Origin of the sequence: Halomonas fontilapidosi (assembly GCF_014192285.1) — a bacterium.
Classification (GTDB): Bacteria; Pseudomonadota; Gammaproteobacteria; order Pseudomonadales; family Halomonadaceae; genus Halomonas; species Halomonas fontilapidosi.
The window spans coordinates 85,058-109,945 of the sequence record NZ_JACHXQ010000009.1 but is presented as its reverse complement, the minus strand read 5'-3'; the positions used below and the strand labels follow the sequence as shown (position 1 = coordinate 109,945).

The following is a 24,888-nucleotide window of genomic DNA, read 5'->3' as shown; positions in this document are numbered from 1 at the left end:
ACCCGCGATGCGGCGGACCGCCCACGATCTGGAGCCTGTTCCATGGCCGATACCCCGATTCCGCTGGAAGTGCGCAACATTACCAAGCGCTTTGGCGACGCCGAGGTCCTCAAGGGCCTCTCCCTGAAGGCTCACAAGGGCGATGTGATCACCCTGATCGGCGCCTCCGGCTCCGGCAAGAGCACATTCCTGCGCTGCATGAACCTCCTCGAGCAACCCGATGAAGGTGACCTGTTCGTCCATGGCGAGGAGATCCGCTTCAAGGAGACCAAGCACGGCCGTGAGCCCGCCGACTGGAAGCAGGTGGTACGCATGCGCGCCAGGCTCTCGATGGTCTTCCAGAGCTTCAACCTGTGGGCCCACATGACGCTGCTCGAGAACGTCATCGAGGCGCCGATACACGTGCTCGGCAAGCCCAAGAAGGAGGCCATCGCCCATGCCCGACAGCTGCTCGAGCGGGTCGGACTGGCTGAGCGCGCCGACTACTACCCGGCCCAGATGTCCGGCGGCCAGCAGCAGCGCGGGGCCATCGCCAGGGCGCTGGCGATGGACCCCGAGGTCATGCTCTTCGACGAGCCAACCTCGGCGCTGGACCCGGAGCTGGTCGGCGATGTGCTGAAGGTGATGCGCGACCTCGCCGACGAGGGTCGCACCATGATCGTGGTCACCCACGAGATGGCCTTCGCCCGCGATGTCTCCACCGAGGTGATCTACCTCCACCAGGGGCGGGTCGAGGAGGCCGGCCCGCCGCAGGAAGTGCTGGGCAACCCGCGCTCCGAGCGACTCAAGCAGTTCCTGGCGCCCAAGCACTGAGGCGACCCGGACGAGGAGACTCCCATGATCGACCTTCACGGCTACGGCCCGCGTCTCGCCGAAGGCGCGCTGATCACCATCGAGCTGGCAGTGCTCTCGCTGATCCTGGCCATCGTGCTGGGCCTGCTGACCGCCACCGCCAAGATGTCGCGAAGCTGGCTGGCCCACCGCATCGGCACCCTCTATACCACCGTCATTCGCGGCGTACCCGATCTGGTGCTGATGATGCTGCTGTTCTTCGGCGGCCAGATCGGCATCAACATGATCACCGACCAGCTCTACGAACGCTTCGGCTGGGACGTCTTCATCAACGTCAACGAGTTCGTCGCCGGGGTGGTCACCATCGGGCTGATCTTCGGCGCCTACATGGGCGAGACCTTCCGCGGCGCCTTCCTGGCGGTGGATAGCGGCCAGATCGAGGCCGGGCGCGCCTACGGCATGAGCCATTGGCTGCTGTTCCGGCGTATCCGCTTTCCCCAGATGATGCGCCACGCCATCCCGGGTCTCTCCAACAACTGGATGGTACTGCTCAAGACCACCGCGCTGGTCTCGGTGATCGGCCTGACCGACATGGTTCGCGTGGCCGCCGAGGCCTCCAAGGCCACCCGCGAGCCGTTCACCTTCATGATCATCGTCGCCGTTATCTACCTGCTGATCGCCACGGTCTCCGAGTGGGGCTTCGCGCGACTGCAGAAACGCTATGACGTCGGCTTCCGGGAGGCAGACTGATGGACGCCCTGATGACCTGGCTGGAGGCCCAGCTCGCCGACAACAGCATCTTCACCCTGCAGACCCTCGGCTACTACGGCGAGGGCCTGGTCACCACCGTGCAGCTGGTGTTCCTGTCGCTGATCATCGGCCTGGTACTGGCGGTGCCGCTGGCCATCGGCCGCGGCTCGCGCTATCGCTGGATCAGCCTGCCGATCTTCCTCTATTGCTATGTGTTCCGCGGCACGCCGCTGCTGGTGCAGCTCTACCTGATCTACTATGGCGTGGTGTTCGTCGACGGCATCCAGGAGACCTGGCTGTGGGTGATCCTCGAGAAGCCGTTCGTCCCGGCGCTGATCGCCTTCACCCTCAATACCGCGGCCTACACCACCGAGATATTTCGCGGCGCCATCAAGTCCACCGCGCGCGGCGAGATCGAGGCAGCACGGGCCTACGGCATGTCCCGGGGGCTGATGCTGCGCCGCATCGTGCTGCCCAGCGCCTTCCGACGCGCCCTGCCGGCCTATGGCAACGAGGTGATCTTCATGCTCCATGCCAGTGCCATTGCCAGCGTGGTCACCATCATGGACCTGACCGGGGCGGCCCGCTTCGTCTATGCACGGTTCTATGCGCCCTTCGAGGCCTTCCTGTTCGTCGCGGCCATCTATCTCTGCCTGACCTTCGCGATCCTCTACCTGTTCCGCTACCTGGAGCGGCGCCTGCTGGCACACCTCAAGCCCGCCAGCGGCTGACAGGTGACGACGACAAGCGTAAAACAAGCGTTGGGAACCGGCGTTTGAAAGCGACCGGTTCCCCCTTTCGACCGACCCGGGCATCCGCTATCGTGGTCACGTCATCACCCACAAGGTGAAACCACCAACAACACGGGAAGACACCCATGAAAATAAACAAGATCCTGAGTCTCGGCGTGGTCGGCGCCGCCCTGGTTGCCGGCAGCGCCAGTGCCGAGGTCCGCGACATCCGCATCGGCGTCGATGTGCCCTACGAGCCCATGGAGTACCGCACCCCCGAGGGCGAGCTGACCGGGTTCGACATCGACCTGGGCAACGCCCTGTGCGCCGAGATCGGCATCGACTGCGAGTGGGTCGTGCAGGGCTGGGACGGCATCATCCCCGGCCTCCAGGCGCGCAAGTACGACGCCATCATGTCCTCGATGACCATCAACGAGCAGCGTCGTGAGCAAGTGCTGTTCTCCGATCCCTACATCACCCCGCCGTCGGCCTGGTTCGCCCCGACAGACGTCGAGATCGGCACCCCGTCCGAGGAGACCCTCGAAGGCCTCACCCTCGGCGTCCAGCGCGGCACCCTGCAGGATAACTACGTGACCGACATGTACGGCGACGTGGCCGACGTCAACCGCTACGCCACCGCCGACGACATGGTGCTGGACATGGATTCGGGCCGCCTCGACGCGGCGTTCCTCGACTTCCCGATCGGCAAGTCTACCCTTCTGGAGAGCGAGGCGGGTGACTACAAGGTGGTCGGCGAGAAGATTACCGAGCCCAAGGAGTACTTCGGCGAAGGCTTTGGCATCGCCTTCCGCCAGCGCGATCAGGAACTGGCCGAAGCCTTCAACGAGGCGCTCGCGACCCTGCAGGAGAACGGCACCTACGACGAGATCCACGCCAGGTACTTCGGCGAGGAGTAAACCCAGCAGCAAGCGGCAAGCCGATCCGACCGGGGCCCGAGGGCCCCGGTCATGCGTTCTGCTCGCGCCCTCATGATCAGGCTCGAGCGTCGTTCTCGCGTTTCTCGATGGCCTGGCGCATGAAGGCCAGAATCCAGCGGGCCATCAGGGTGTCATCTACCGGCGCCGAGAGCGACGCCGCCCCCTCGCGAACCCGATGTTCGCCGACCAGGTCAGCCCGCAGCGCCATCAGGTCCCGGGAGTAGCCCCGGGTGAACTCCGGATGCCCCTGCACGCCCAGAAAGTGCTCACCGACCTGCATCAGATAGGTGGGGCAGAAGTCGCTGCCACCCAGCACACGGGCGCCCTCCGGCAGCCGTTCCACCTGATCCTGGTGGCTCACCACCAGGTCGAGCCCGGCCTGCCAGGGTGTCATCCAGTCGGCCCGCTCGGTGACCCGGTTGAACGACAGGCCCACGCCCCAGCCCTTGTCGCTCTTCGCCACCTCGCCACCCAGCGCCCTGGCCATCAGCTGATGGCCGAAGCAGATGCCGACCAGCGGCTTGCCCGCCGCCCAGAGGGTACGCACGAAGGCCTCGAGCTCGGCGATCCAGGGCAGGTCGTCATTGACCCCGAACTTCGAGCCCGTGGTCAGCCAGGCATCCACCGCCTCGACATCGTCGGGAATCTCGCCGTCCAGGCAGCGCCAGACCCGGAACGTCAGGCTCGGGTCGACGCGCTGAAACAGCGCCTCGAACATCTCGGGATAGTTGCCGTGGACGCCGCGCAGCGCCGGCGCCACGTCGTCACACTGCAGCAGTCCGATTATCATGTCCTTCTCTCCCGCATCGTCTTGCCCCTCTCACGCCATACGACTCGCGGCGGCATCAGCGCAACACCCGTTTGACCAGCAGCGGACCGAGGATCTCGAAGAACACGGTAGAGGCCACGACTGTCGCAAGCAGCACCGGACCGTGTTCGGGAAAACGTTCGGCCGCGAGCAGCGCCATGCCCATCGCGACCCCCGCCTGGGGCGTCAGCGCCAGGCCGATATTGCTCGGCAGTTCGGCCTGGCGCTCCCGGGCAAGGCGCACGCCCAGCAAACCCCCGAGGTAGCGCCCCGCCAGGCGCAGCAGGATATAGGCCAGGGTCAGGCCAAGCGCCTCGTCCAACTGTTGCAGATCGACGCTGGCTCCCGAGAGCACGAAGAAGAACACCAGGAAGGACCACTCGATCTGCTCGATCTCGTTGAAGGAGCGGGTATGGTGGGTGGAGAGATTGGCCACCAGCACACCGGCGACCATCGCGGCCAGCAGCGCCGAGACACCCAGCCAGGAGGACATCCCGGCCAGCAGCAGGATCAGCGCGATGGCCTCGACCTGGGTCGGCTCTCCCGGGCGCAGGCGCCCCGTCAACCAGGCAGCCGGCAGCCCGATCGCAGTGCCCAGCAGTAGCGCCCCGCCCAGTTCCCAGGTCGCATGCAGCAGCGCCACCCCCCCGTCCCCGGAGAGCCACCAGCCGAGCAGTGCCATGGCCAGGCCGAAGGCCAGGATGCCCCAGGCGTCATCGATGGCGACGATGCCCAGCAGTAGCCGAGCACGCAGCCGACTGTCGCCGCTCTCATGGATCGTTTCGCTGACCGCCGCCGGGTCGGTGGCCACCGAGATAGCGGCCAGCGACACCGTCACCACCAGCGGAAAGCCCAACGCCAGCAGACCAAGGCCGACGGACAGCACCCCGGCCAGAATCACCGACAGCGAGACGATCAGGATAAGGGGCCCGGTGCTGCGCAGGCGCTCCAGGGTCAGCTCGCCGCCGAGCAGAAAGGCCACCATCACCAGGGCCACCTGGATGAGCGGCTCGGCCAGGCCGTCGAGCGGGCGGGCGCCGGGTTGATCCAGGCCCCACTGCTGGATGACCGCCACCCCGACGCCCACCATTACCAGCAGCGAGATACGCGGCAGTCGGGTTCGGCTGGCCACCGCGTCGGCGAGGATGCTCGTGGCGAGGATCACGCCCAGCAGTATCAGGCTGACCGCGGAAAAGCTCGGGTCAATAGGCAGCCAGGCGAGTGTGTCGGGGAGCGTCACCGTATCGTTTCCTCATCGCTAGGGGACTGGTTGCCGAACACCCAGCCTAGCATGGCGGCGCCGGGCATCGTGCCCGGAGAAGCGAAGCCTAGTCGACCAGCCGGCCGATCCGGAAGCGCTCCAGCATGCCCTCGGCGAAGCTGCTGTGGGGCCGCCCGGGACGCTTGTTGTCCCACGCCTTGCTGGCGTCGCGGCCGCACCACGCCAGCATCACCGCCGCGGAGGTCGGGTGGTCGGCGATAAAACCGGTGACGTCATAGACCGAGCCGTGGATGGCCTTCCAGCAGCTCTCGGCGCTGTCGTGGCGGGCCAGCGCCTCGCGGGTGATGGCCTCGGGATCGTCAGGGGCCGCCGGGTCCGGCGAGGAGAGCGCATTGATCGAGACCAGGGTCAGCACGCTGGAGAGGAAGGCGACGAAGGCAGTGTAGGCGACGGTGTTCACAGGAAATCGAGGACCTCGCTATGGATGCGTGAGCGCGGCACCCCCTGGCCGACGAGCAGACGTCTCAGGTGGGCGTTCATGGCCGGCGGGCCACAGAGATGGATCTCCCGCTCGGCGACGTCGGGGCAGTGCGTGGCGAGGAAGGCCACGTCCAGGGCGCCCCGCTCGAGGTAGTAGTGCGCCACCACCGAGAAGCCCGGCAGCCGCTCGGCGATCGCCTCGAGCTCGTCCAGGTAGTAGGCCCGTTGCGGACGGTTGGCCAGGTAGACCAGCAGCACCTTCCCCTCCACCATTCCCCGGGCCAGCAGGTCGCGGGCCCCGCTAACGAAGGGCGTGATGCCGATCCCCCCGCCGAGCCAGAGCCGGTGGCGCCCCGACGGATGGCGGCCGAAGACGTCGCCGTAGGGGCCCTCGACCTGCACCATCGACCCCGGCGTCACCGACTGCAGGGCGTGGCTGGCATCGCCCAGGTCCTTGATGCCAATGCGCAGGCGGTCATCGGCCGGGGCCGAGGCAATGGTATAGGGATGCTCCTCGCCGCGGCCGGCCGCCAGGGTCTTATCCAACGGGGCCAGGTAGACGAACTGCCCGGGCTCATGAACCAGCCGCCGTCCCTGCGGGGCGAGCACCAGTTCCACCACCCCGCGGGCTAGCGGCTCCACCGTCTCGATGCGATAGGCCAGCCGCGCCCGATGCGAGCCCAGCTTGCGCCAGGCGATGGCCGCCAGGCCGGCCAGCCCCAGCAGCCACCAAGGCCAGGCCTCCCCCGCCAGCGGCAGGGCGTGGGCCAGGGCCAGCAGCAGGGCCGCGGCCGACACCAGGTGAAGACGCTTCCAGGTCTGGTAGCGGGGCCGGCCGAAGAAGCCGAAGGTGGGGGCGAGGAACAGCAGCATCGCCAGCCAGGCCAACCAGCCGAGCCAGACGGGGCCTCGGGATAAGGGCGGGAAGAGCACGTCCACCGCCACCGGCATTCCCAGCGGCACCGCCGCCAGTGCCAGCGCCAGAGCGTGGTGCAGGCGCCAGAGCCGGGCCAACCCGCCAAAGGGACGATCCCAGCCCGGCACCCGGATGCTGGTCGCCGCCGCCAGCAGCAGCATGGCGAGCCCCAGGATCCCCGCGGCACGGCCGACCCAGGCCAGCCAGGCGCCGGCATCATCGGCGGGCCAGCCCAGCCGCGGCAGGGCCACCACCAGCGGCAACAGCACCGCCGCCGCCAGGGCGAGATCACCCGCTCTCGGATGGTGTTTCATCCTCCCTCCCTGCCCCGGTGTCGTCCTCCCATTGTTCTCCTGACGGCGCCGGGATCAATCGAAAGCGTCACGAGTCGACGCTTCCTTGATCCCGGTCAGCCGGGGCAGGCCCGGAAACACGGAAGGCCCCGCATTTGCGGGGCCTTCCTCATGGCGGCGGGCGAACCCGGCCTACTCGAAGCTGAAGCGCGGCGCCGGGGCGTCCGGCAACAGCGCCGCGCAGTCGCGCACCCGCTCCAGCAGCAGCTCATGGGTGGGCGCCAGCAGGTTGACGTGGGCCAGCTTGCGGCCGGGGCGCTCGCTCTTGTCGTAACGGTGCAGGTGGGCATCCGGGAGGGCCAGGATCGCCGCCGGGTCACCTTCCCGGCCGATCACGTTGACCATGCAGGTCGGCATGCGCGCCGCGGTATCGCCCAGTGGCAGGCCCTGGATGGCACGCAGGTGGTTCTCGAACTGGCTGGTGACCGCGCCGTCGATCGACCAGTGGCCGGAGTTGTGCACACGGGGCGCCATCTCGTTGGCCAGCAGGGTCCCGTCGCGTGTCTGGAACAGCTCCAGGGTCAGCACGCCCACATAGTCGAGTTCATCGAGCAGCGCACGGATATAGCCATCGGCAACCTGCTGGAGCCGCGCGTCGAGGTCCGGCATCGGCGCGATGGAATAGCGCAGGATGCCGTCCACATGCTGGTTCTCGGCCATGGGGTAGAAGGCCACCTCGCCATCGCGCCCGCGCACGGCGATGATCGACACCTCGCGCACGAAGTCGACGAAGGCCTCGACGACCAGCCGCGGGTGGTTGATCGCACGCCAGGCGTCTTGGGCCTCGGTCGGGTCCTTTAGTACCGCCTGGCCCTTGCCGTCGTAGCCCTCGGTGACCGACTTGGCCACCACCGGGCAGCCCAGCTCGCGGGCCGCCGTCTCCAGCTCGTCGGCGTGCTCCACCAGGCGGTAGGCCGGCGTAGGGATGCCCAGGCGGTCGAACAGCGCCTTCTCCTCGGCGCGGTTCTGGCAGACGCGGATAGCCTCGCTGGAGGGGTGGACGGGCCTGACTTCCTCGATCGCCTGGACGAGCGAAACGGGCAGGTGCTCGAACTCGTAAGTCACCAGGTCGACCTTCTCCAGGAAGGCCTCGAGGTGCCGGCGATCGGTGTCGATCATCACGTCCCCGATGCCGGCACTGGGGTGCCCGGTGGTGTCGAGGAAGGTGAAGCGGTTGGCCAGCGGGTAGCCGGCGAGGGCCAACATGCGGCCGAGCTGGCCGGCACCCAGGACGCCGATATTCATGGTGGTCTCCTTCATTCGCTTTCAGGCCGGGGGTCGGGGTTGTCGAGCACCGTCTGCGTTTGCTCGGCGCGGAAGGCCTCCACGGCGGTGCGCACTGTCGCGTCCTGCAGGCCGACAATCTGCGCGGCCAGAAGGCCGGCATTGGTGGCGCCGGCCTTGCCGATGGCGAGCGTGCCCACGGCGATGCCGCCGGGCATCTGCACGATGGAGAGCAGTGAGTCCAGGCCCTTGAGTGCCTTGGATTCCACCGGCACCCCCAGCACTGGCAGCGCCGTCTGGGAGGCCACCATGCCCGGCAGGTGAGCCGCCCCGCCGGCACCGGCGATGATCACCTGAAGCCCTCGCTCGGCGGCGCCCTTGGCATAGTCGAAGAGCAGGTCAGGCGTACGGTGGGCGGACACCACCCGCGTCTCGCAGGGCACACCAAGCCGCTCGAGCATTGCCACGGCATGCTCCATCACCGGCCAGTCGGACTTCGACCCCATGATCACGCCGACCTTCGGCGCCTGTGTATCGGACTGCATGGCTTGCTCCTTGGCGACCGCCTACCTGCAAAAAGGAAACCGCACATTCTAGCGTTGTGGGTCCTGACAGTCATCTAGACCAACCGGACAGCTATTGCTTTCCTTGGGACTGTCGCTCTCGGAAGACAAGGGTTTGCATGCTGAATCCGCAATTGATTGCTAGGGTCATGATGAGAGGGCAGCAAGGACAAGCCCGACGGGAAACTCTCAAGGAGAACACCATGAAGCGTTCACTGATCTTTACCACGGCACTGGCCGGCTCACTGCTGCTCGTCGGCTGCGACTCCGACAGCGAACCGAGCGAGCCGACCACACAGCAGGAAGAACCGGCTGAGCAGGAGCTTGAGCAAGCCGTCGAGTCGGCAGAGCAGACCGCCGAAGAGACGGCCGAGGCCGCCGGAGAGGCAGTCGAAGCTGTGGAAACGCAAGCCGGACAGGCCGCCGACGAGGCGGGAGACACCCTCGATGCCGCTGGAGACGAGGCGGCACAGGAGGCCAGCGAGGCCGCCCAGACAGCCGATAACGTCGGCGAAGAAGCGGCAGACGAGGCCGAAAACGCCCTGGACGCCGCTCGTGACGCCACTGCCGATGCCGTCGAGTCGGCCCGCGAAGTCACCGCCGACGCCGTGGACGCCGCCCAGCAGAAGGCCAGCGAGCTGGTCGACGAAGCCAGGGAAATGACCTCGGGTGACGCGGATAGCAACGAGGCGGCGACCGACACCAACGGCGAATCGGCCGAGAATGTCGCAACAGAGGGCGAGACCGAAACCTCACCGTAAGTCACCAAGACACAATGCCTGGGCCCGTCCGGCACTGCCGGGCGGGCCCACGGCGTTCGTTCGGCGCGTCAGCCGAGCGCGGCCCCAGCCTCACGGCGACTGACCAGCCAGTTACCGGCCAGTACCAGCACCATCACGACGGCGCCGGCGACCTCTACCAGCAGGTCGGGATAGAAGACCGCGACGATCCCCGGCAGCAGCAGCGCGCGCGCCAGCAAGCCCATGCGGGTGAACAGGTACCCTTCCAGGGCCGCGGCAAAGGCCCCCAGCGCCAGCAGGCCGGTGAAGGCGGTCCACACCAGCAGGGGCAGCGGTCCCCCCATGATGATTTCCGGGTTGTAGACCATGAACAGCGGAATCAGATAGAGCCCCTTGGCGAACTTCCAGGCCTGAAAGCCGGTATCCATGGGCTTGGCCCCGGCGATCGCCGCACCGGCGAAACCGGCCAGAGCAATGGGCGGCGTGACGTTGGAGTCCTGCGAGTACCAGAACACCACCAGGTGGGCGATCAGCAGCGGCACCCCGAACTCGGCGGTCAGCGCCGGCCCCACCAGCACGATCAGCACGATGTAACTGGCGGTGACCGGCAGGCCCATGCCCAGCACCAGGCTGGCCAGCAGCACCATCACCAGTGCCAGCAGCAGGTTGCCGCCGGAGAAGGCCATCATCATGGAGGAAAACTTCAGCCCCAGTCCGGTCAGGCCCACCACGCCGACGATGATGCCGGCCACGGCACAGGCCATGGAGACCGCCACGGCATTGCGCGCGCCCAGTTCAAGGCCGCCAACCAGCTTGATCAGCCCGACCTTGCACGCCTCGCGCAGCGTCTCCGCGGTCACCCTCTGCCCCTCGCGGGGGGCGATGAACAGGAACCACACCGCAAAGCGCAGCACCGCCACGGCCAGCATGGTGAGAATGGCATAGTAGCCGACCCGCATCGGCGACATGTTCATCACCAGCAGCCATACCAGCACCAGCAGCGGCAGCAGGAAGTGCCAGCCGGCGCCCATGACGTCGCGCATCTGGGGCAGTTCGGAACGCGCCATGCCCTGCATGCCCTGCTTGAGGGCGATGATGTGCACGAAGAGATAGACGGTGGCGAAGTACATGATCGCCGGCAGGATGCTCACCTTGACGACGTCGAGGTAGGGCATCCGGGTGTATTCGGCGATCAGGAAGGCCCCGGCGCCCATCAGCGGCGGCATGATCTGCCCGCCGGTAGAGGCCGCCGCCTCGATACCGCCGGCCTGGTGGGGCTTGTAGCCCAGGCGCTTCATCAGCGGGATAGTGAAGGCCCCGGTGGTCACCACGTTGGCGATGGCGCTGCCGGAAATCGAGCCCATGCCGGCGGAGGCGATCACAGCTGCCTTGGCCGGGCCGCCGCGCTGGCGGCCCGTGGCGGCATAGGCCAGGTCGATGAAGAACTTGCCGGCGCCGGTGATCTCCAGAAAGGCCCCGAACAGCACGAAGATGAAGATATAGGTGGCCGCCACGCCCATGGGCAGGCCGAAGATGCCCTCCTGGCCCAGGTAGAGCTGGCCCACCAGGCGGTCGAGGTTGTAGCCGCGGTGCTCGAGGATGCCCGGCAGAAACTGGCCCAGCCACGGCAGGTCGCCGCGCGGTCCGGCCAGGGCGTAGAGGATGGCGATCAGGCCGATGATGGTCATGCCCAGACCCACCGCCCGCCGTGCCGCTTCGAGCACGGTGACGGTGGCAATACAGCCGATCACGATGTCGGTCTGGCTCCAGAAGCCGGCGCGGTTGATGATCTCGTCGAGAAAGAGCACCAGGTAGCCCCCGGTGATCAGCGCCCCGAACAGAAAGAGCGTATCGACCAGCCCGGTGACGAGCCCGCGATCATGCCTCGGCCCCGGCAACGGAAACATCAGGAAGGCCAGCATCATGATCAGCATCAGGTGGATGCTGCGCTGGTAGAAGAGGCCCAGCGGCTGGATACCGGCAGAATAGAGCTGGAACAGTGACAGTCCCACCGCCACCAGGGTGATCAACCACAGCACCGGGCGTGAATGGTTCGCCTGACTGCCGGGAATGATGGGAGAGTTGCCCGAATCGCTCATCGTGATGGTCTCGCAGGATTATTGTTCACTGAGGGTCGTCTATAGCGGGAGCAACGCTGGGCAGGGTCAGACGGAGGGTCACCCGCTGGTTCTCGGCCAGACGACTCAGGCTGATGCGCTCGCCGTCGACCACCAGTCGGTGGTCGACGCGCATCGCCCCCACCCTCAGCCGGTAGGCATTGCCCGGCACCGGTTCGTCGATCGCCTCGATCCAGTAGCCGCCCTCGCCGTCGGAGACCTGGCGGCCGCGCCCGGGGATATGATCAAGCCCGGCAGCAAAGTCGGGCAGGTGGCTGCGCACCAGGACCATGCGGCCCCTCCGGTGGCGATAGCAGTCCTGCACCGGGAACCCTTCGACCGAGTGGTTCCACTCCAGGCACCAGCCGTCTCCCTCGGGCATCGGCAGGCTCACCAGGCGCTTTCCGTCGGCGTCGAGCACCTCCAGCCGAGCCTCCTCGGCAGCAACCGCCGAGCCCTGCGCAAGCAGGCCCACAAAAAGCATCAGGGCGGGCAGCCAGGCCCGCCCCTTGCTCAGGCGTGATGCATGCATGCGCCTTCAGGGACGCTGATGGTCAGCGATCTCGGCATTGATCTCTTCGTAATAGCGCAGCGCGCCGGGGTGGAAGGCGATCGGCGTGGACTCGATGCTGAATTCCACGGTGGTATCGTTGGCCGCCGGATGGATATCGATCAGCTCGCCGGTGCGCTCGAAGAGCATCTTGGTGATCTGATAGGCCAGCTCCTCGTCCATCTCGCTGCTCACCGCCAGCACATTGGGGATACCGAGGGTCTGCACCGAGCCTTCCATGCCCTCGTAAAGGCCTTCGCGAAGGCTGTAGCGGGCGAACACCGGCGACTCCTCGCGGGAATTGGCGACCTCCTCGTCGCTCAGCCCAACCAGACGAATGTCGCGCGTGGTGGCCAGGTTCATGATCGAGCTGGTGGGCGGCCCCACGCTCCAGAAACCGGCGGCGATGTCGCCATCGCGGATGGCATCGGCGGTCTCGTTGAAGTTGAGACGACGCGGGTCGATGTCGTCGTAGGTGATGCCGTTGGCCTCGAGCACTGCGCGGGCGTTGAGCTCGGTACCGCTGCCCGGCGCGCCGACAGAGATGGTCTTGCCCTCGAGGTCAGCGAGCGACTCGATGCCGGAATCGGCCAGCGTGACGATCTGCACCGCATTGGGGTAGACGGATGCCAGCGCGCGGATATTCTCGAGCTGACGGCCCTCGAAATCACCGGTGCCGTTGTAGGCCTGATGCACGGTATCGGCCAGCGCCAGCGCCAGGTCGGAATCACCGCGCCATACCAGGCCCATGTTCTCTACCGACGCACCGGTCACCTCGGCCACGGCGTCGTAGCCTTCGATATGCTTGCCGATCATCTCGGCCAGACCACCGCCGAGGGGATAATAGGTGCCGCCAGTACCGCCAGTGGCGATGGAAAGCTGCTGGGCGGCAGCCAGCGGGGCCGTGGCCAGCAGGGCGGCGGCCGCGGTGCACTTGAGAAGTCGCATGGCAATCCTCCGGGTTTTCGAACCAGGTTTGTCAGGTTTGTTGTGAAGTCTTCCGGCGCCGTCATCCCTGGCGCCGGGTTTCACGCTAGCACGGTCGCTGCGTGAGAACCCAATTCCACTATTTCTACGATCCGCGGCATTTTCGGCAATTCATCCAAGGTCGATACCTCGCTCACTCCTCGACCAGGGCCTTCACCTTGTCGACGATATGCGCGCCGATGGGGATCGCCGAGGTGGCCGCCGGCGACGGGGCATTGCCCACATTGACGGTGCGCGGGGTATTCACGAACAGGAAGTCATCCACCAGCTTGCCGTCACGCGACACCGCCTGGGCCCGCACCCCGGCCGGATAGGGGCCAAGATCCTCCAGCTCCAGGCTGGGGCAGTACTTGCGCACCAGCTCAAGGTATCCGCGCTTGTGCAGCGAGTTCTTCATCTCGACAAGGCCCGGTCGCAGATTGCGGCCCAGTACCTTGAGGATGCCGGGGTTGGTGAGCATCTGCGCCAGGTCCCGGGGCGAGACGTCACGGCGGCGATAGCCCTCGCGCTTCAGTGCCAGCACGGCATTGGGGCCGACGGTGACTGAGCCGTCGATCATCCGCGTCAAGTGCACGCCCAGGAAGGGCATGGAGGGGTCGGGGATCGGGTAGATCAGGTGGTTGACGATGTCGCTGTGTTCGGCGGGAAGCTGATAGTACTCGCCGCGGAAGGGACAGATGGTAAAGCCCGGGTCCTGGCCCAGCATGCGCACCACCCGATCGGCCATCAGCCCCGAGCAGGTCACCAGGTAGCGTCCGGTGAACTCGCCGGCACCGGTCGTCACCACCACTTCCCGGCGACGCTCCGCCAGGCCAGTGACTTCGGCGTTGTAGCGAATCTCGCCACCCAGGCGCTCGAACTCCGCGGCCATGGCCCGGGTCACCGCCGCATAGTCGACGATACCGCTGGAGGGCACGAAGATGCCGCCAACCCCGGTGATGTTTGGCTCACGCTCGCGAAGCGCCTCGGGACCCAGCCACTCGCGCGTGAGGCCGTTGGCCTCGGTGCGCTCCCACAGCGCCTTCATGCGCTGCATTTCCAGGTCGTTGGTGGCCACCAGCAGCTTGCCGCAGCTGTCGTAGGGGATGCCGTGGGCCTCGCAGAAGGCCTTGGTGGCTCGATTACCCTCAAGGCAGAAACGCGCCTTGAGACTGCCCGGCGTGTAATAGACGCCGGCGTGGATCACGCCGCTGTTATGGCCGGTCTGATGGCGCGCCGCCTCGCCCTCCTTCTCCACCACCAGCATGCGGCGATCGGGATAGGCCTGCTTGAGCTGCATGGCGGTGGACATGCCCAGGATGCCGCCGCCGATGATGATGAAATCGTACATGCCGTGCTCGCTCCTCCAATGAGACGGCCACACCGTCGTCACGGCGTGGCCTCGTCAGGGTACCTCGTCGGTTGACGCAGGTCTCAGACCTGGCGCGGGTTGCGCAGGGTCTTGGCATGGGTGAAGTAGCCACGCTGGCGCATCAGCTCGCGGCGCAGGTCCGGGTGTGCCTTGAAGCGGTCGCGGCCGTGCAGCCAGAAGTGGTTGTTGATCAGCAGAAAGCTGCCCACCGGGTTGGGCACCGAGAGGATCGCCGGGCTGTTCTCGAGCGACTCGGAGAGGTCGGTCAGCCAGTTACCTTCCTCGAAGTCCTTGGGCTGCACGAACTGGTCGATGTAGGACATGATCGGCAAGCCGCTGGCGTCAACGTCGAACACCGCATGGTAGATGTCCTTGCCGACATTCTTGCTGGGCGGCGCGGTCCAGCGCATCGGCCGGCGTGCCAGCGGATGGTGATAGAAGCGCTCCAGCCCCTCCCAGTCGTCCAGGTGCAGCAGCAGCGAGTTACCGCCCTCCATGTTCTGCTCGTCGATCTTCATCATCAGCACGTAGTCGGTGTCCTGCTCGACGAAGGTCCCGTCGTTGTGCAGTTCCATCACCCGGTGGGGCTGACGCAGGTAGCTGTCGGAGTTGTCGACGTTCTTGACCACGAAGCGGGCGTAGTACTGCCCGCTCATGGCGTCGTAGTTGGAACGCCCCATCAGGTGTGCCACGGCCGTGGCGAACTTGACCATCTCGTCGGCCTGCTCGACGGCGTCGAGCCCTTCTGGAACCACCTGAAAGCCACCGGTGGCGCGATCCACCAGCGTATTCACCAACACCGGCTGCAGAGTGTTCTCGCACAGATCATCGAGGATACTCGCCACCCGAAAGCGCAGCATGGACTTGTACTCCAGCGCCTGCACCGGCCACTCGGCAACGGCCTCGAGAAAGGCCTCGACAATCTCGCGGCTGACGGTCAGCTGCAGCAGACGCGGTGACTGGGCAGACGGCGTCAGCGTGAAGCCGTGGATATCGGCAGGCAGGGGCATGGCGGTCTCGGGGAGTTGGGTCAATACGGTCATGTCGGGGACTCCATGGGGCTTCGTAGATACAGTTTCAAAATATCTATATTTTTTTATTTTGTCAAAATATATACCCTCGCCCTGAAAAATGCCAATGGCTTCGCCGGATAACAGGGAGATGGTGTATCACCCGCCTGGTCGCCGCATCCGCCATTTAATTAGCTGGTTAATAATTATATAAAAACCAATTAGTCAGGGAGATAAGAAAGTTTCGACATTATGCTAATTATGTAGAAATTATGATGGATCACGTATGGTTGTTGTGCTTAACTGAAAATGCGGACGAAAATCGTGACAGCTGGCATCACGGCCACGGGTCACAACAACGTACAAATTCAGACTGCACTGCAACGAGGTCCTATGAAGCTCTCCACTTTCGTAAAAAGCGCTCTCGCCACATCCGTCGCCACGACGATGATCGTTGGTCAGTTTGCCTATGCCGACACGGTGCGACTGCGGATGCACACCTTCTACGGCACAGAAGTCGACGAGATTGCTGAAGATCTTCGCGATCGGGTGAAAGAGGCCAGCGACGGCTCCATTCGCATCCAGTTCTTCCGTGGCGGTGAGCTGGTCGACAGCGACCAGTTCGTGGATGCCGTGGCGCGTGGCACGATTGATATCGCCCATGGCGTAGGCAGCTACTGGCCGGGCCGTGTCGACATCGGCACCATCGAGGGTGGCTTGCCGGGTGCCTGGGTCTCCGTAGAAGAAGCACGCGATATCTTTGCCGAACAGGGTCTCGACGAGCTGGTCACCGAAGCCTATGCCGAGCAGGGCGTCAAGCTGATTGGACGGGGCTTCGGCAGCGACTATGGCCTGCTGACGCGCGAACCGGTCAGCAGCCTGGAGGATCTCTCCAACATGCGTATCCGGGCCACCAGCTCCATCGCTACCGTGCTGGAAAAATTCGATATCCCCACCGTCTTCCTGCCGGGCGAGGAGCTCTATGTCGGGCTTTCCACTGGGGTGATCGACGGCGCCATCTATGGCGGCCCCGTGGAATATGAGCAGCTCAAGCTCAATGAGGTGGCGGATCACTACACCTTCATCAAGCTGCTCAACCCGGGCTGGACGGAGAATGCGCTGATCAACCCGCGCACCTGGGACAGCATGTCCGAAGAGCAGCAGGAAATCCTGACCAGCGAGATCGACCAGTACCTGCTGGATGTCCATAACTGGCTGGAAGAGGGCAACGACCGCATCGTCGAAGAAGGTGAGCTGTTCGAGTTCGCGACGCTGCCCGAAGAGGACTCCAAGAAGCTGGCCGAGGCCGCGCTGCCCATCTGGCAGGAAGAGGCCGAGAAGTCCGAACGCAACGCGCGGGCGGTCGAGATCCTGATCAACAATGCCAAAGAGCAAGGGAGAATCAGTGAGTAAGGTCACCCATTATCTCAGGGTGCAGGATGGCCTTTCCGACTGGGTCGGAAGGGTCATCTCCTGGCTGACGCTGGGAATCATTGGCGTACTGCTTTACGAGGTCGTGGCTCGCTACGTTGTCAACTCGCCCACGATCTGGGGCCATGAGCTGTCGACCATGCTCTTCGGTGCGCTGAGTATCCTGGCAGGAAGCTACACCCTCCGTCATCAAGGCCATGTGCGAAGTGACGTCATCTACCGTCTGATGCCGCTGCGGGCCCGGGCATTCTGTGATGTCGTGGTCTACACCCTCGGTATCGCCGTACTGCTGGTCTTCTTCTTCATGGCGGTGGACTTCGCCTATTACTCCTGGAGTATCGGCGAATACTCCAACAGCAGTCTCTGGCGTCCCCCTCTCTACCCCATCAAGGCCACGATTCCGCTGGCCGTCGGTCTGTTGATTCTGCAATGCCTGGCAGAGTGGCTTCGCGGTGTGCTGAGGCTGCTCGGCGTGCGGTATGACGACCCGAGAGACGATGAGTTTGGCGAGACTCGCTGACAAGACGTTCACCTGACCACTGCGAATGCGGGGCAGACAAACCACCGTTGTGACGGTAACCCCCGGCATAGCACGCAAAGGGCTTTCCTATGACTGGCCTCGAGCCCCTCACGATTACTGCCATCATGTTCTTCTCCATGCTGGTACTGATGGCAATAGGCGCCCCCCTGGCGTGGGCGCTGATGATTTCAGGCATGGGCAGCGCCTATCTGATGTTTGGACCCGGCGGGCTTGACCTGCTGCTGGCATCCGCGTTCAGCGCCATGGACAACTTCCTGCTGGTCTCCTTGCCGCTGTTCATCTTCATGGGCCTGGTGCTGGAACGTTCGGGCATCACCGATGACCTCTTCGAGATGATCCACAAGCTGATGGGCAGTCTGCCCGGCGGGCTTGGCGTCGGTACCGTGTTGATCTGCGCGCTGATCGCGGCAATGGCCGGGGTCTCCGGCGCCGCCACCGTCAGCCTGGGGATCATTGCCCTGCCGGCCATGCTCAAGCGCGGTTATCACAAGCGGCTGGTCACCGGCACCATCATGGCCGGCGGCGCCCTGGGCTTTCTCATCCCGCCCAGCGTGCTGATGATCGTCTATGCCTTCCTGGCCCGGGAGTCGGTCGGCAAGCTCTTTGCGGCCGGCCTGATGCCCGGCTTGATGCTGGCCGGCATCTACATGGCGTATATCCTGATACGTTGCAGGCTGAACCCGGCCCTGGGCCCTGCGGCCCCCGTGGAAGAGCGTTTCTCTGCCAAGGAAAAGCTGGCCTCGCTGCGTCATATTCTGGCGCCCGGCCTGCTGGTGGTCACGGTGTTGGGGTGCATCATCGGCGGCGTCACCTCGCCCTCGGAGGCCTCTGCCGTAGGCGCGGGTGGCGCACTGCTGATCGCGACGCTGCGCGGCAAGCTCAGCTGGAAGCTGATCCGCTACGTGATGCTCAACACCACGCAGATCACGGGCATGCTGCTGTGGATCGCCATCGCCGCCGTCTTCTTCAGCCGGATCTACATGGGGCTTGGTGCCGGCATGGTGATCGGCGACATGATCGAGGACTTTGCCCTCTCTCCCTATGCCGTGATCATCTTCATGTTGATCAGCTTCTTCGTGCTGGGCATGTTCCTGGATGATTTCGCCATCCTGTTCATCACGGTGCCTCTCTATGTGCCTATCGTGCGTGACCTCGGCTTCGACACCACCTGGTTTGCGGTGCTGTTCATCCTCAGCATGCAGTCGGCCTACCTGACGCCACCCTTCGGCTACAACCTTTTCTACATGCGATCAGTGGCACCAAAATCCATCACCATCGTGGACATATACCGCTCCGCCCTGCCCTTCGTGGCCCTGCAGATCATGGGGCTCGCGATCATTGTCGCCTTCCCGAGCATTGCCCTGTGGTTGCCCAACCTGCTGTTCTAGGCGTGGAATGAAAGGTCGGCGAGCGGTGACCATCTGCTTGCCGCCACCACACCACGGAATCGCTGCAAGACCCAAGGCCTCGCTCCGGCGGGGCCTTGTTGTGCACGCGGCAACGTCCCGGGGGCCTGGCGAACCGCCGACCAGGGCTTTCGCAGAGCCGACAACAGCCTACCGAGCCCGGTATGCGGCGAGGCCCCGGCTGCCCTCCAGGACGCGCCGCCGACAGGGCCTTTCTCACACCAAAGAATCACCCAATCGATACTGGCAAAATCGTCGTATAGACCCCATAGTGTGGCTGTCGAAACCGCCCACTGGAGCATCATGAGCACGGCACGTCACACCGCCCACGCGGAACTCACCGACCCCCCGCGAAGCTGCCCTGACCTCGATGTCAGGGACCTGGAAAAACGTACACGCCTCATGCGCATCATCACGCGGCTGATCGCCGTGTCAGACCTGGGGAGCCGCGAGATCGCCCGCAGCGCCGGTCTGCCGATGCAGAAGATCAGCGACCTCCTGTCGGGGAAGCTGGAGCACCTCTCCGTCGACGAACTCCGTCTCGTCTACCGCACCATCGACCCGAGCGGTCCACCGCCCTGATCGTGACCTCCCGCGAGAGGAATGCACGACAACGAACAGCGAACGCCCTGCCCTCCCGGCAGGGCGTTTTTTCTTGCCTGCCAGGACGGCAGAAAGTCCCTTTCCCTCAATGACTTGAAGGAACATTATGCCAGGATTAAGAGCTTGCTAACGATATCTTGATCGGCGTCAAGCGCCTAGACCTTGGTCGCAGGTAGCCTTCCGGTATCACCCTGACCCGACGGCGGAATCCCCGCCCCACCCAGGCCACCGGAGGCGCCATGGACCCCATTCGCCGCACCCTGCTCGGCCAGCTGGCCCGTCTCAGCGCGGGCGCCGCGATGGTGCCGCTCTCGAGCATCGCCAGCGCCGGCATCAACCAGCAGCCACCCCGCCGTGAGGGCGACCCCAGCAAGCGCTACGGCATGCTCATCGACCTGCGCCAGTGCATCGGTTGCCAGGCCTGCACCGTGTCGTGCCATATCGAGAACGCCGCCCCCCTGGGCAGCTTCCGCACCACTGTCTCCCAGTACGAGGTGGCGCACCAGGAGACGGGCGAGGTCGCCACTTTCATGCTGCCCCGCCTGTGCAACCACTGCGAGAACCCGCCCTGCGTGCCGGTCTGCCCGGTGGAGGCCACCTTCCAGCGCCGGGACGGCATCGTCGTGGTCGACAGCGACCGCTGCGTGGGCTGCGCCTACTGCGTCAACGCCTGCCCCTACGACGCCCGCTTCATCAACGAGCGTACCCAGACCGCCGACAAGTGCACCTTCTGCGCCCACCGCCTGGAGGCGGGCTTACTGCCGGCCTGCGTGGAGAGCTGCGTGGGCGGTGCACGGATCATCGGCGACATGCGCGACCCGGAGAGCCAGATCAGCCGCATGATCGCCGAGCACCGCAGTGATCTGATGGTGCTGCAGCCCGAGAAGAACACCCTGCCCCAGGTCTTCTACCTCGGCATGGACGAGCGCTTCGTCACTCGCCCCGACGCCGAACCGGTGGCCCTGGACGTCCTCGACCCCCACGGCAAGGAGATGGGCTATGAATTCCGCCATTGAGCTGCTCGCCCCGCGCTACGACATCGCCTGGTACCCCTGGGCGGTGCAGTACTTCTTCATGATCGCGCTCTCCTACGCCACCCTGTGGCTGGCCGCCCCGGCGCTGGTGTTCGGCCGGCAGCGCTGGCTGCCCACCGCGCGCCTGGCACTGCTCGCCTGCCTGACCACCACCCTGGTGGCGCCGGTGGCGCTGCTCGCCGACCTGCACCAGCCGCTGCGCTTCTGGCACTTCTACGCCTACGCCAACAGCCACTCCTGGATGTCCGTCGGCAGCCTGGTGCTGCCCCTCTACGTGGTCGGCGTGATCGTGCTTTCGTGGCTGGCCTGGCGCCCGGCGCTGCAGGCCCATCGCCAGGCCACCGGGCTCAGTGGTTTCGTGGCACGCTGGCTATCGCTGGGCGACACCCCCACCCCGCGCGCCCTGGTGGTGCTGGTGGGCCTGGGGACACTGGCCCTCTCCACCGGCATCATGCTCTACACCGGCGCCGAGGTGGCCATCGTCAAGGCCCGCCCGTTGTGGCACACCGTTTGGCTGCCACCGATGTTCGTGGCCACCGGCTTCATCGCCGCGACCGGCCTGGTCATGGTGTTGAATCGGGTCAGCGGCCTGCGCGACATGACCGTCACTCGGCAGATGCTCAAGGTGATGCTGGGGGCCTGCCTGGTCGCCGGGCTCGTCGCCGGCAGCTGGTTCCTCGACGGCATCAACGCCCACGTCGGCTCGGTGGCCGCCGCCATGGAATCCGTACGCAACAGCGCCGAGTGGCGCAGCACCGCCCTGTGGGGCGGCCTCACCGGCCTGGGGCTGTTCGGCGCGGTGCTTTTCCTGCTCACCCGCCCGGTGTCACGCCGCCCGGCCCTCCACGCCTGGGCCTGGGTGCTCGGCCTGGTGGCCCTGCACGTGGGCTGGATGTTCCGCTGGGTGGTGCTGATGGACGTGCAGACCGTGGCCCGCCATAGCGCCGGCTTCCACCACTACGGCATCCCCGCCGGCTCGTCCGGCATCCTCGGCATCGTCGGCACCTTCGGCCTGTGGCTCGCCGCCATCCTGCTGGTCGACCTCTTCGTGCCGTGGCGCCAGGCCTCCCAGGGCGGCAGCGCCGCCGACGCCTCACCCGCCGCACCCGAACACCCTGACGTCGAAGGAGCCCTCCATCATGGCTAAGTCACTCGACACCTCACGTCGCCGCTTCCTCAAGGGCGCCGCCGCCGCCGGCGGTGCCGCCACCTTCGCCGCCGGCTACTCCGACCCGCTGGTCAAGATGGCCAAGGGAGTCACCGGCAGCGCCGGCGAGACACCGGAGCACCGCATCCACGGCAACTCCCTGGCGCCGGAGTACCGCGTCGATCCCGAGAGCGGCGAGCTGACCCTCAATCCGGACCAGCGCGTGGCCTTCACCGTCTGCTACGGCTGCACCACCAAGTGCGGCGTGCGGGTGCGCGTCGACAACGCCAGCGACCAGGTGCTGCGCGTGGCCGGCAACCCCTACCATCCGCTCTCCGCCGACGAGCACCTGCCGATGCGCACCCCGGTGGCCAAGGCGCTGCGCAGCGTCAGCGCCTTCGGTGACCAGGGCCAGCAGAACCGCTCCACCGCCTGCGCCCGGGGCAACGCCATGATGGCGCAGATCGACAGCCCCTTCCGCGTCACCCACTGCCTCAAGCGGGTCGGCGAGCGCGGCAGCCGGGAGTGGCAGAAGGTGCCCTTCGAGCAGGTGATCGAGGAGATCTGCGAGGGCGGCGACCTCTTCGGCGAGGGCCACGTCGACGGCCTGCGCGCCATCCACGATGTCGACACCCCGATCGACCCGGCGAACCCCGAGTACGGCCCCAGGGCCAACCAGCTGATGGTGATGGAGGCCACCGACTACGGCCGCTCCGCGATCCTCAAGCGCTTCGCCTTCAACGCCTTCGGCACCCGCAACTACGGCCACCACGGCTCCTACTGCGGCCTCGCCTTCCGCATGGGCTCCGGCGCCGTGATGAACGACATGCAGAAGTTCGCCCACGTCAAACCGGACATCCAGAACGCGCGCTTCATCATGTACATCGGCTGCGCGCCCAGCCAGGCCGGCAACCCCTTCAAGCGCCAGGGCCGGCTGATCGCCCAGGCCCGCGCCGCCGGCACCCTGGAGTACGTGGTGGTCGACCCGGCACTCAACGCCTCGGCCTCCCACGCCGACGACCACAACCGCTGGGTGCCGATCCGCCCGGGCAGCGACAGCGCCTTCGCCATGGCCGTGATCCAGTGGCTGCTCGACCACGAGGGCTATGCCAAGGCGTTCCTCGAACTGCCCGGCCAGCCCGCCGCGGACGCCGCGGCTGAGGCGACCCACACCAATGCCACCCACCTGGTGATCGCGTCCGAGGGCCACCCGCGCCGCGGTCGCTTCCTGAGCGCCAGCGACCTGGGCCTGGCCGAGGCCGGAAGCGACGCCGACGTGCCCATGGTGGTAGCCGACGGCGAGCTGGTGAAGAGCACCGACGCCCTGGCCGCCGAGCTCTTCGTTGACCGCGAGGTGGAACTCGCCGGTGCGTCGGAAGGACCTGGCGAGAGCGTGCGGGTCAAGAGCAGCATGACCCTGCTGCGCGAATCCGCCAACGAGCACTCCCTGGCCGAGTATGCCGCGCACTGCGGCATCCCCGAAGCCACCATCGTCGACCTGGCGGAGCGCTACGCTCGCCACGGTCGGCGCGCGGTGACCAACTGCCACGGCGGCATGATGTCCGGCAACGGCTTCTACGCCGCCTTTGCGGTGCAGATGCTCAACGTGCTGGCCGGCAACCACAACCGCAAGGGCGGCAGCGCTCCAGGCGGTGGCCAGTTCAACGGCGTGGGCGAAGGCCCCCGCTATGATCTGGCCAACTTCCCCGGCAAGCTCGGCCCCCAGGGGATCTTCCTCTCCCGCTCGCGCTTCCCCTACGAGAAGTCTTCCGAGTACCAGCGCAAGGTGGCCGCCGGGGATAACCCCTACCCCGCCCGCGCGCCCTGGCGCTCGCTGGCACCGCCGACGCTGACCGAGCACCTGCCCTCGGCGCTGGATGGCTACCCCTACCCGATCAAGGCAGTCATCGGCTGCATGGCCAACCCTATCTACGGCCAGGCGGGCCTGGAGGCGCTGATCGCCGACAAGCTCAAGGACCCCAAGCGCCTGGGGCTCTACGTCGCCGTCGACGGCTTCCTCAACGAGACCAACCGCTACGCCGACTACCTCGTGCCGGACTCGGTGATGTACGAGGTATGGGGCTTCACCGGCGCCTGGCGCGGCACCCTGGGCCGGATGACCACCGCCTGCTGGCCGGTGGTGGAGCCGCGCCAGCAGAAGACCGCGGCAGGCGAGCCGGTCTCCATGGAGAGCTTCTTCATCGCCACCGCCAAGCGCCTGGGGCTGCCCGGCTTCGGCGAGGGGGCGATCCCCGACGCCGACGGCAACTTGCACCCGCTCGACCGTGCCGAGGACTTCTTCCTGCGCGCCGCCGCCAACGTGGCCATGCAGGGCGAGCCGCTGCCCGACGCCGACGAGAGCGACATCGCCCATGGGGGGATCGCGCCCCTGCTGCCCAGGCTCGAGCGCACCCTCAAGCCCGAGGAGCACGGCCCGGTGGCCTACCTCTACGCCCGCGGTGGGCGCTTCGAGGACTTCTCGGACCACTTCAAGGGCGAGAACCTCACCAGCGCCTGGAAGCGCACCCTGTGCGTCTACAACGAGCAGGTGGGCACCAGCATCAACACCCAGACCGGCGAGCCCAACCGCGGCGTGCCGCGCCATGCCCTGCCACCACTGGCCGACGGCCGTGCCATGCGCGAGGTGTTCACCGAGGAGGCGTGGCCGCTGCTGGCGTTCTCGTTCAAGTCCAACCTGATGAACTCCTACGCTATCGGCCTCGAGCGGCTGCGCATGATCAAGCCCTACAACCCGGTGATGATGCACCGCCAGGACGCCGAGCGCTTCGGCATCCGCCACGGCGATACCATCCGCATCGAGAGCCCTGGCGGCAGCGTGGCGGCCCTGGCGCTGGTCGGCGAGGGAGTGATACCGGGGGCCCTGGGCATCGAGCACGGCTACGGCCACCGCGACCTGGGAGCCACCCCCCACGTGATCGACGGCGAATCCCAGCCTGACCTCGAGTGGCTGCGCGCCGGCATCAATATCAACGACCTGGGCTTCAAGGACCCGACTCGCCGCGTGGACGGCACCTGGCTCGAGCCCATCAGCGGCGCCGCCGTGCGCCAAGGCCTGCCGATCCGGGTCACCCGTATCGACGCCTGAACAGCCTCGTGACTGCACCAACAGCGCGTGCCGGGAAACCGCCACGCGCTTTTGCTTTAGACTGTGCCGGCGCCGATCTCCCATCAAC

At 66.1% G+C, this 24,888-nt stretch carries 23 protein-coding genes; 12 read left to right on the top strand and 11 right to left on the bottom strand.

The features are described 5' to 3' along the window. Nucleotides 1–42 precede the first annotated feature (42 nt). From FHR95_RS13240 to FHR95_RS13225, 4 genes are all read left to right on the top strand, one after another. Nucleotides 43–813, top strand: a complete 771-nt coding sequence (locus FHR95_RS13240; protein WP_183314726.1) for an ABC transporter ATP-binding protein — start codon at nucleotides 43–45, stop codon at nucleotides 811–813. A 24-nt stretch (nucleotides 814–837) separates the two neighbouring features. Beyond that, nucleotides 838–1,542: an ABC transporter permease gene (locus FHR95_RS13235; RefSeq protein ID WP_040184427.1), complete on the top strand. Its 705-nt coding sequence runs from the start codon at nucleotides 838–840 to the stop codon at nucleotides 1,540–1,542. Beyond that, entirely contained in the window at nucleotides 1,542–2,273 is a 732-nt protein-coding gene (locus tag FHR95_RS13230) for an ABC transporter permease (protein ID WP_040184424.1), read from the top strand. The genes FHR95_RS13235 and FHR95_RS13230 overlap by 1 nt, the downstream gene beginning before the upstream one ends. Nucleotides 2,274–2,419: 146 nt before the next feature. Next, nucleotides 2,420–3,190: a transporter substrate-binding domain-containing protein gene (locus FHR95_RS13225; RefSeq protein WP_221199329.1), complete on the top strand. Its 771-nt coding sequence runs from the start codon at nucleotides 2,420–2,422 to the stop codon at nucleotides 3,188–3,190. Between the two features lie 76 nt (nucleotides 3,191–3,266). On the opposite strand, the gene FHR95_RS13220 is transcribed toward FHR95_RS13225, so the two are convergent. The 6 genes from FHR95_RS13220 to purE form a co-directional block, all read right to left on the bottom strand. Then, nucleotides 3,267–4,001 (bottom strand): glutamine amidotransferase-related protein, encoded by a 735-nt coding sequence (locus tag FHR95_RS13220; protein WP_183314725.1) that lies wholly within the window; start codon nucleotides 3,999–4,001, stop codon nucleotides 3,267–3,269. Nucleotides 4,002–4,056: 55 nt separating this feature from the next. Continuing rightward, nucleotides 4,057–5,259, bottom strand: a complete 1,203-nt coding sequence (locus FHR95_RS13215) for a cation:proton antiporter domain-containing protein (protein ID WP_221199328.1) — start codon at nucleotides 5,257–5,259, stop codon at nucleotides 4,057–4,059. An 88-nt stretch (nucleotides 5,260–5,347) separates the two neighbouring features. Continuing rightward, nucleotides 5,348–5,701, bottom strand: a complete 354-nt coding sequence (locus FHR95_RS17350; protein ID WP_183314724.1) for a cytochrome b5 domain-containing protein — start codon at nucleotides 5,699–5,701, stop codon at nucleotides 5,348–5,350. Next, on the bottom strand, nucleotides 5,698–6,951 hold the full coding sequence (locus tag FHR95_RS13205) for a ferredoxin reductase family protein (RefSeq protein WP_183314723.1): 1,254 nt from the start codon (nucleotides 6,949–6,951) through the stop codon (nucleotides 5,698–5,700). The genes FHR95_RS17350 and FHR95_RS13205 overlap by 4 nt, the downstream gene beginning before the upstream one ends. A gap of 171 nt (nucleotides 6,952–7,122) precedes the next feature. Then, nucleotides 7,123–8,235, bottom strand: a complete 1,113-nt coding sequence (locus FHR95_RS13200) for a 5-(carboxyamino)imidazole ribonucleotide synthase (RefSeq protein ID WP_183314722.1) — start codon at nucleotides 8,233–8,235, stop codon at nucleotides 7,123–7,125. A gap of 11 nt (nucleotides 8,236–8,246) precedes the next feature. Next, nucleotides 8,247–8,759: a 5-(carboxyamino)imidazole ribonucleotide mutase gene (purE, locus tag FHR95_RS13195; RefSeq protein WP_183314721.1), complete on the bottom strand. Its 513-nt coding sequence runs from the start codon at nucleotides 8,757–8,759 to the stop codon at nucleotides 8,247–8,249. 221 nt (nucleotides 8,760–8,980) lie between these two features. Between purE and FHR95_RS13190 the strand changes: the two genes are divergently transcribed. After that, nucleotides 8,981–9,538, top strand: coding sequence for a hypothetical protein (locus FHR95_RS13190; protein ID WP_183314720.1), 558 nt, complete (start codon nucleotides 8,981–8,983; stop codon nucleotides 9,536–9,538). Nucleotides 9,539–9,606: 68 nt separating this feature from the next. On the opposite strand, the gene FHR95_RS13185 is transcribed toward FHR95_RS13190, so the two are convergent. The 5 genes from FHR95_RS13185 to glaH all read right to left on the bottom strand — a co-directional run bounded on the left by FHR95_RS13185 (nucleotide 9,607) and on the right by glaH (nucleotide 15,565). Continuing rightward, nucleotides 9,607–11,616: a TRAP transporter permease gene (locus FHR95_RS13185; RefSeq protein ID WP_183314719.1), complete on the bottom strand. Its 2,010-nt coding sequence runs from the start codon at nucleotides 11,614–11,616 to the stop codon at nucleotides 9,607–9,609. A gap of 25 nt (nucleotides 11,617–11,641) precedes the next feature. Further along, the gene (locus FHR95_RS13180; RefSeq protein ID WP_040184414.1) at nucleotides 11,642–12,166 is read right to left on the bottom strand and encodes a DUF1850 domain-containing protein; all 525 of its coding nucleotides are present in this window, start codon (nucleotides 12,164–12,166) and stop codon (nucleotides 11,642–11,644) included. Between the two features lie 6 nt (nucleotides 12,167–12,172). Beyond that, the gene (locus FHR95_RS13175; RefSeq protein WP_183314718.1) at nucleotides 12,173–13,132 is read right to left on the bottom strand and encodes a TAXI family TRAP transporter solute-binding subunit; all 960 of its coding nucleotides are present in this window, start codon (nucleotides 13,130–13,132) and stop codon (nucleotides 12,173–12,175) included. Between the two features lie 172 nt (nucleotides 13,133–13,304). Beyond that, the gene (gene lhgO, locus FHR95_RS13170) at nucleotides 13,305–14,501 is read right to left on the bottom strand and encodes an L-2-hydroxyglutarate oxidase (RefSeq protein ID WP_183314717.1); all 1,197 of its coding nucleotides are present in this window, start codon (nucleotides 14,499–14,501) and stop codon (nucleotides 13,305–13,307) included. Nucleotides 14,502–14,584: 83 nt separating this feature from the next. Then, nucleotides 14,585–15,565, bottom strand: coding sequence for a glutarate dioxygenase GlaH (gene glaH, locus FHR95_RS13165; RefSeq protein WP_183314716.1), 981 nt, complete (start codon nucleotides 15,563–15,565; stop codon nucleotides 14,585–14,587). 360 nt (nucleotides 15,566–15,925) lie between these two features. Here glaH and dctP point away from each other — a divergent pair, with 360 nt between their 5' ends. The 7 genes from dctP to FHR95_RS13130 all read left to right on the top strand — a co-directional run bounded on the left by dctP (nucleotide 15,926) and on the right by FHR95_RS13130 (nucleotide 24,800). Then, the gene (gene dctP / locus FHR95_RS13160; protein ID WP_183314715.1) at nucleotides 15,926–16,945 is read left to right on the top strand and encodes a TRAP transporter substrate-binding protein DctP; all 1,020 of its coding nucleotides are present in this window, start codon (nucleotides 15,926–15,928) and stop codon (nucleotides 16,943–16,945) included. Beyond that, nucleotides 16,938–17,483: a TRAP transporter small permease subunit gene (locus FHR95_RS13155; protein ID WP_040184410.1), complete on the top strand. Its 546-nt coding sequence runs from the start codon at nucleotides 16,938–16,940 to the stop codon at nucleotides 17,481–17,483. Before dctP ends, FHR95_RS13155 begins: the two co-directional genes overlap by 8 nt. Nucleotides 17,484–17,608: 125 nt before the next feature. Further along, the gene (locus FHR95_RS13150; RefSeq protein WP_246378579.1) at nucleotides 17,609–18,892 is read left to right on the top strand and encodes a TRAP transporter large permease; all 1,284 of its coding nucleotides are present in this window, start codon (nucleotides 17,609–17,611) and stop codon (nucleotides 18,890–18,892) included. Between the two features lie 321 nt (nucleotides 18,893–19,213). Next, the gene (locus tag FHR95_RS13145) at nucleotides 19,214–19,492 is read left to right on the top strand and encodes an XRE family transcriptional regulator (protein WP_183314714.1); all 279 of its coding nucleotides are present in this window, start codon (nucleotides 19,214–19,216) and stop codon (nucleotides 19,490–19,492) included. Nucleotides 19,493–19,752: 260 nt separating this feature from the next. Then, nucleotides 19,753–20,529 (top strand): sulfate reduction electron transfer complex DsrMKJOP subunit DsrO, encoded by a 777-nt coding sequence (gene dsrO / locus FHR95_RS13140; protein ID WP_040184406.1) that lies wholly within the window; start codon nucleotides 19,753–19,755, stop codon nucleotides 20,527–20,529. Beyond that, nucleotides 20,513–21,694 carry an NrfD/PsrC family molybdoenzyme membrane anchor subunit gene (gene nrfD, locus FHR95_RS13135; protein WP_183314713.1) on the top strand — a complete coding sequence of 394 codons (1,182 nt, stop codon included), beginning with the start codon at nucleotides 20,513–20,515 and terminating at the stop codon, nucleotides 21,692–21,694. Before dsrO ends, nrfD begins: the two co-directional genes overlap by 17 nt. Next, a complete protein-coding gene (locus FHR95_RS13130; protein WP_183314712.1) occupies nucleotides 21,687–24,800 on the top strand; it encodes a molybdopterin dinucleotide binding domain-containing protein in 3,114 nt (1,037 codons plus the stop codon). Before nrfD ends, FHR95_RS13130 begins: the two co-directional genes overlap by 8 nt. Nucleotides 24,801–24,888 lie beyond the last annotated feature (88 nt).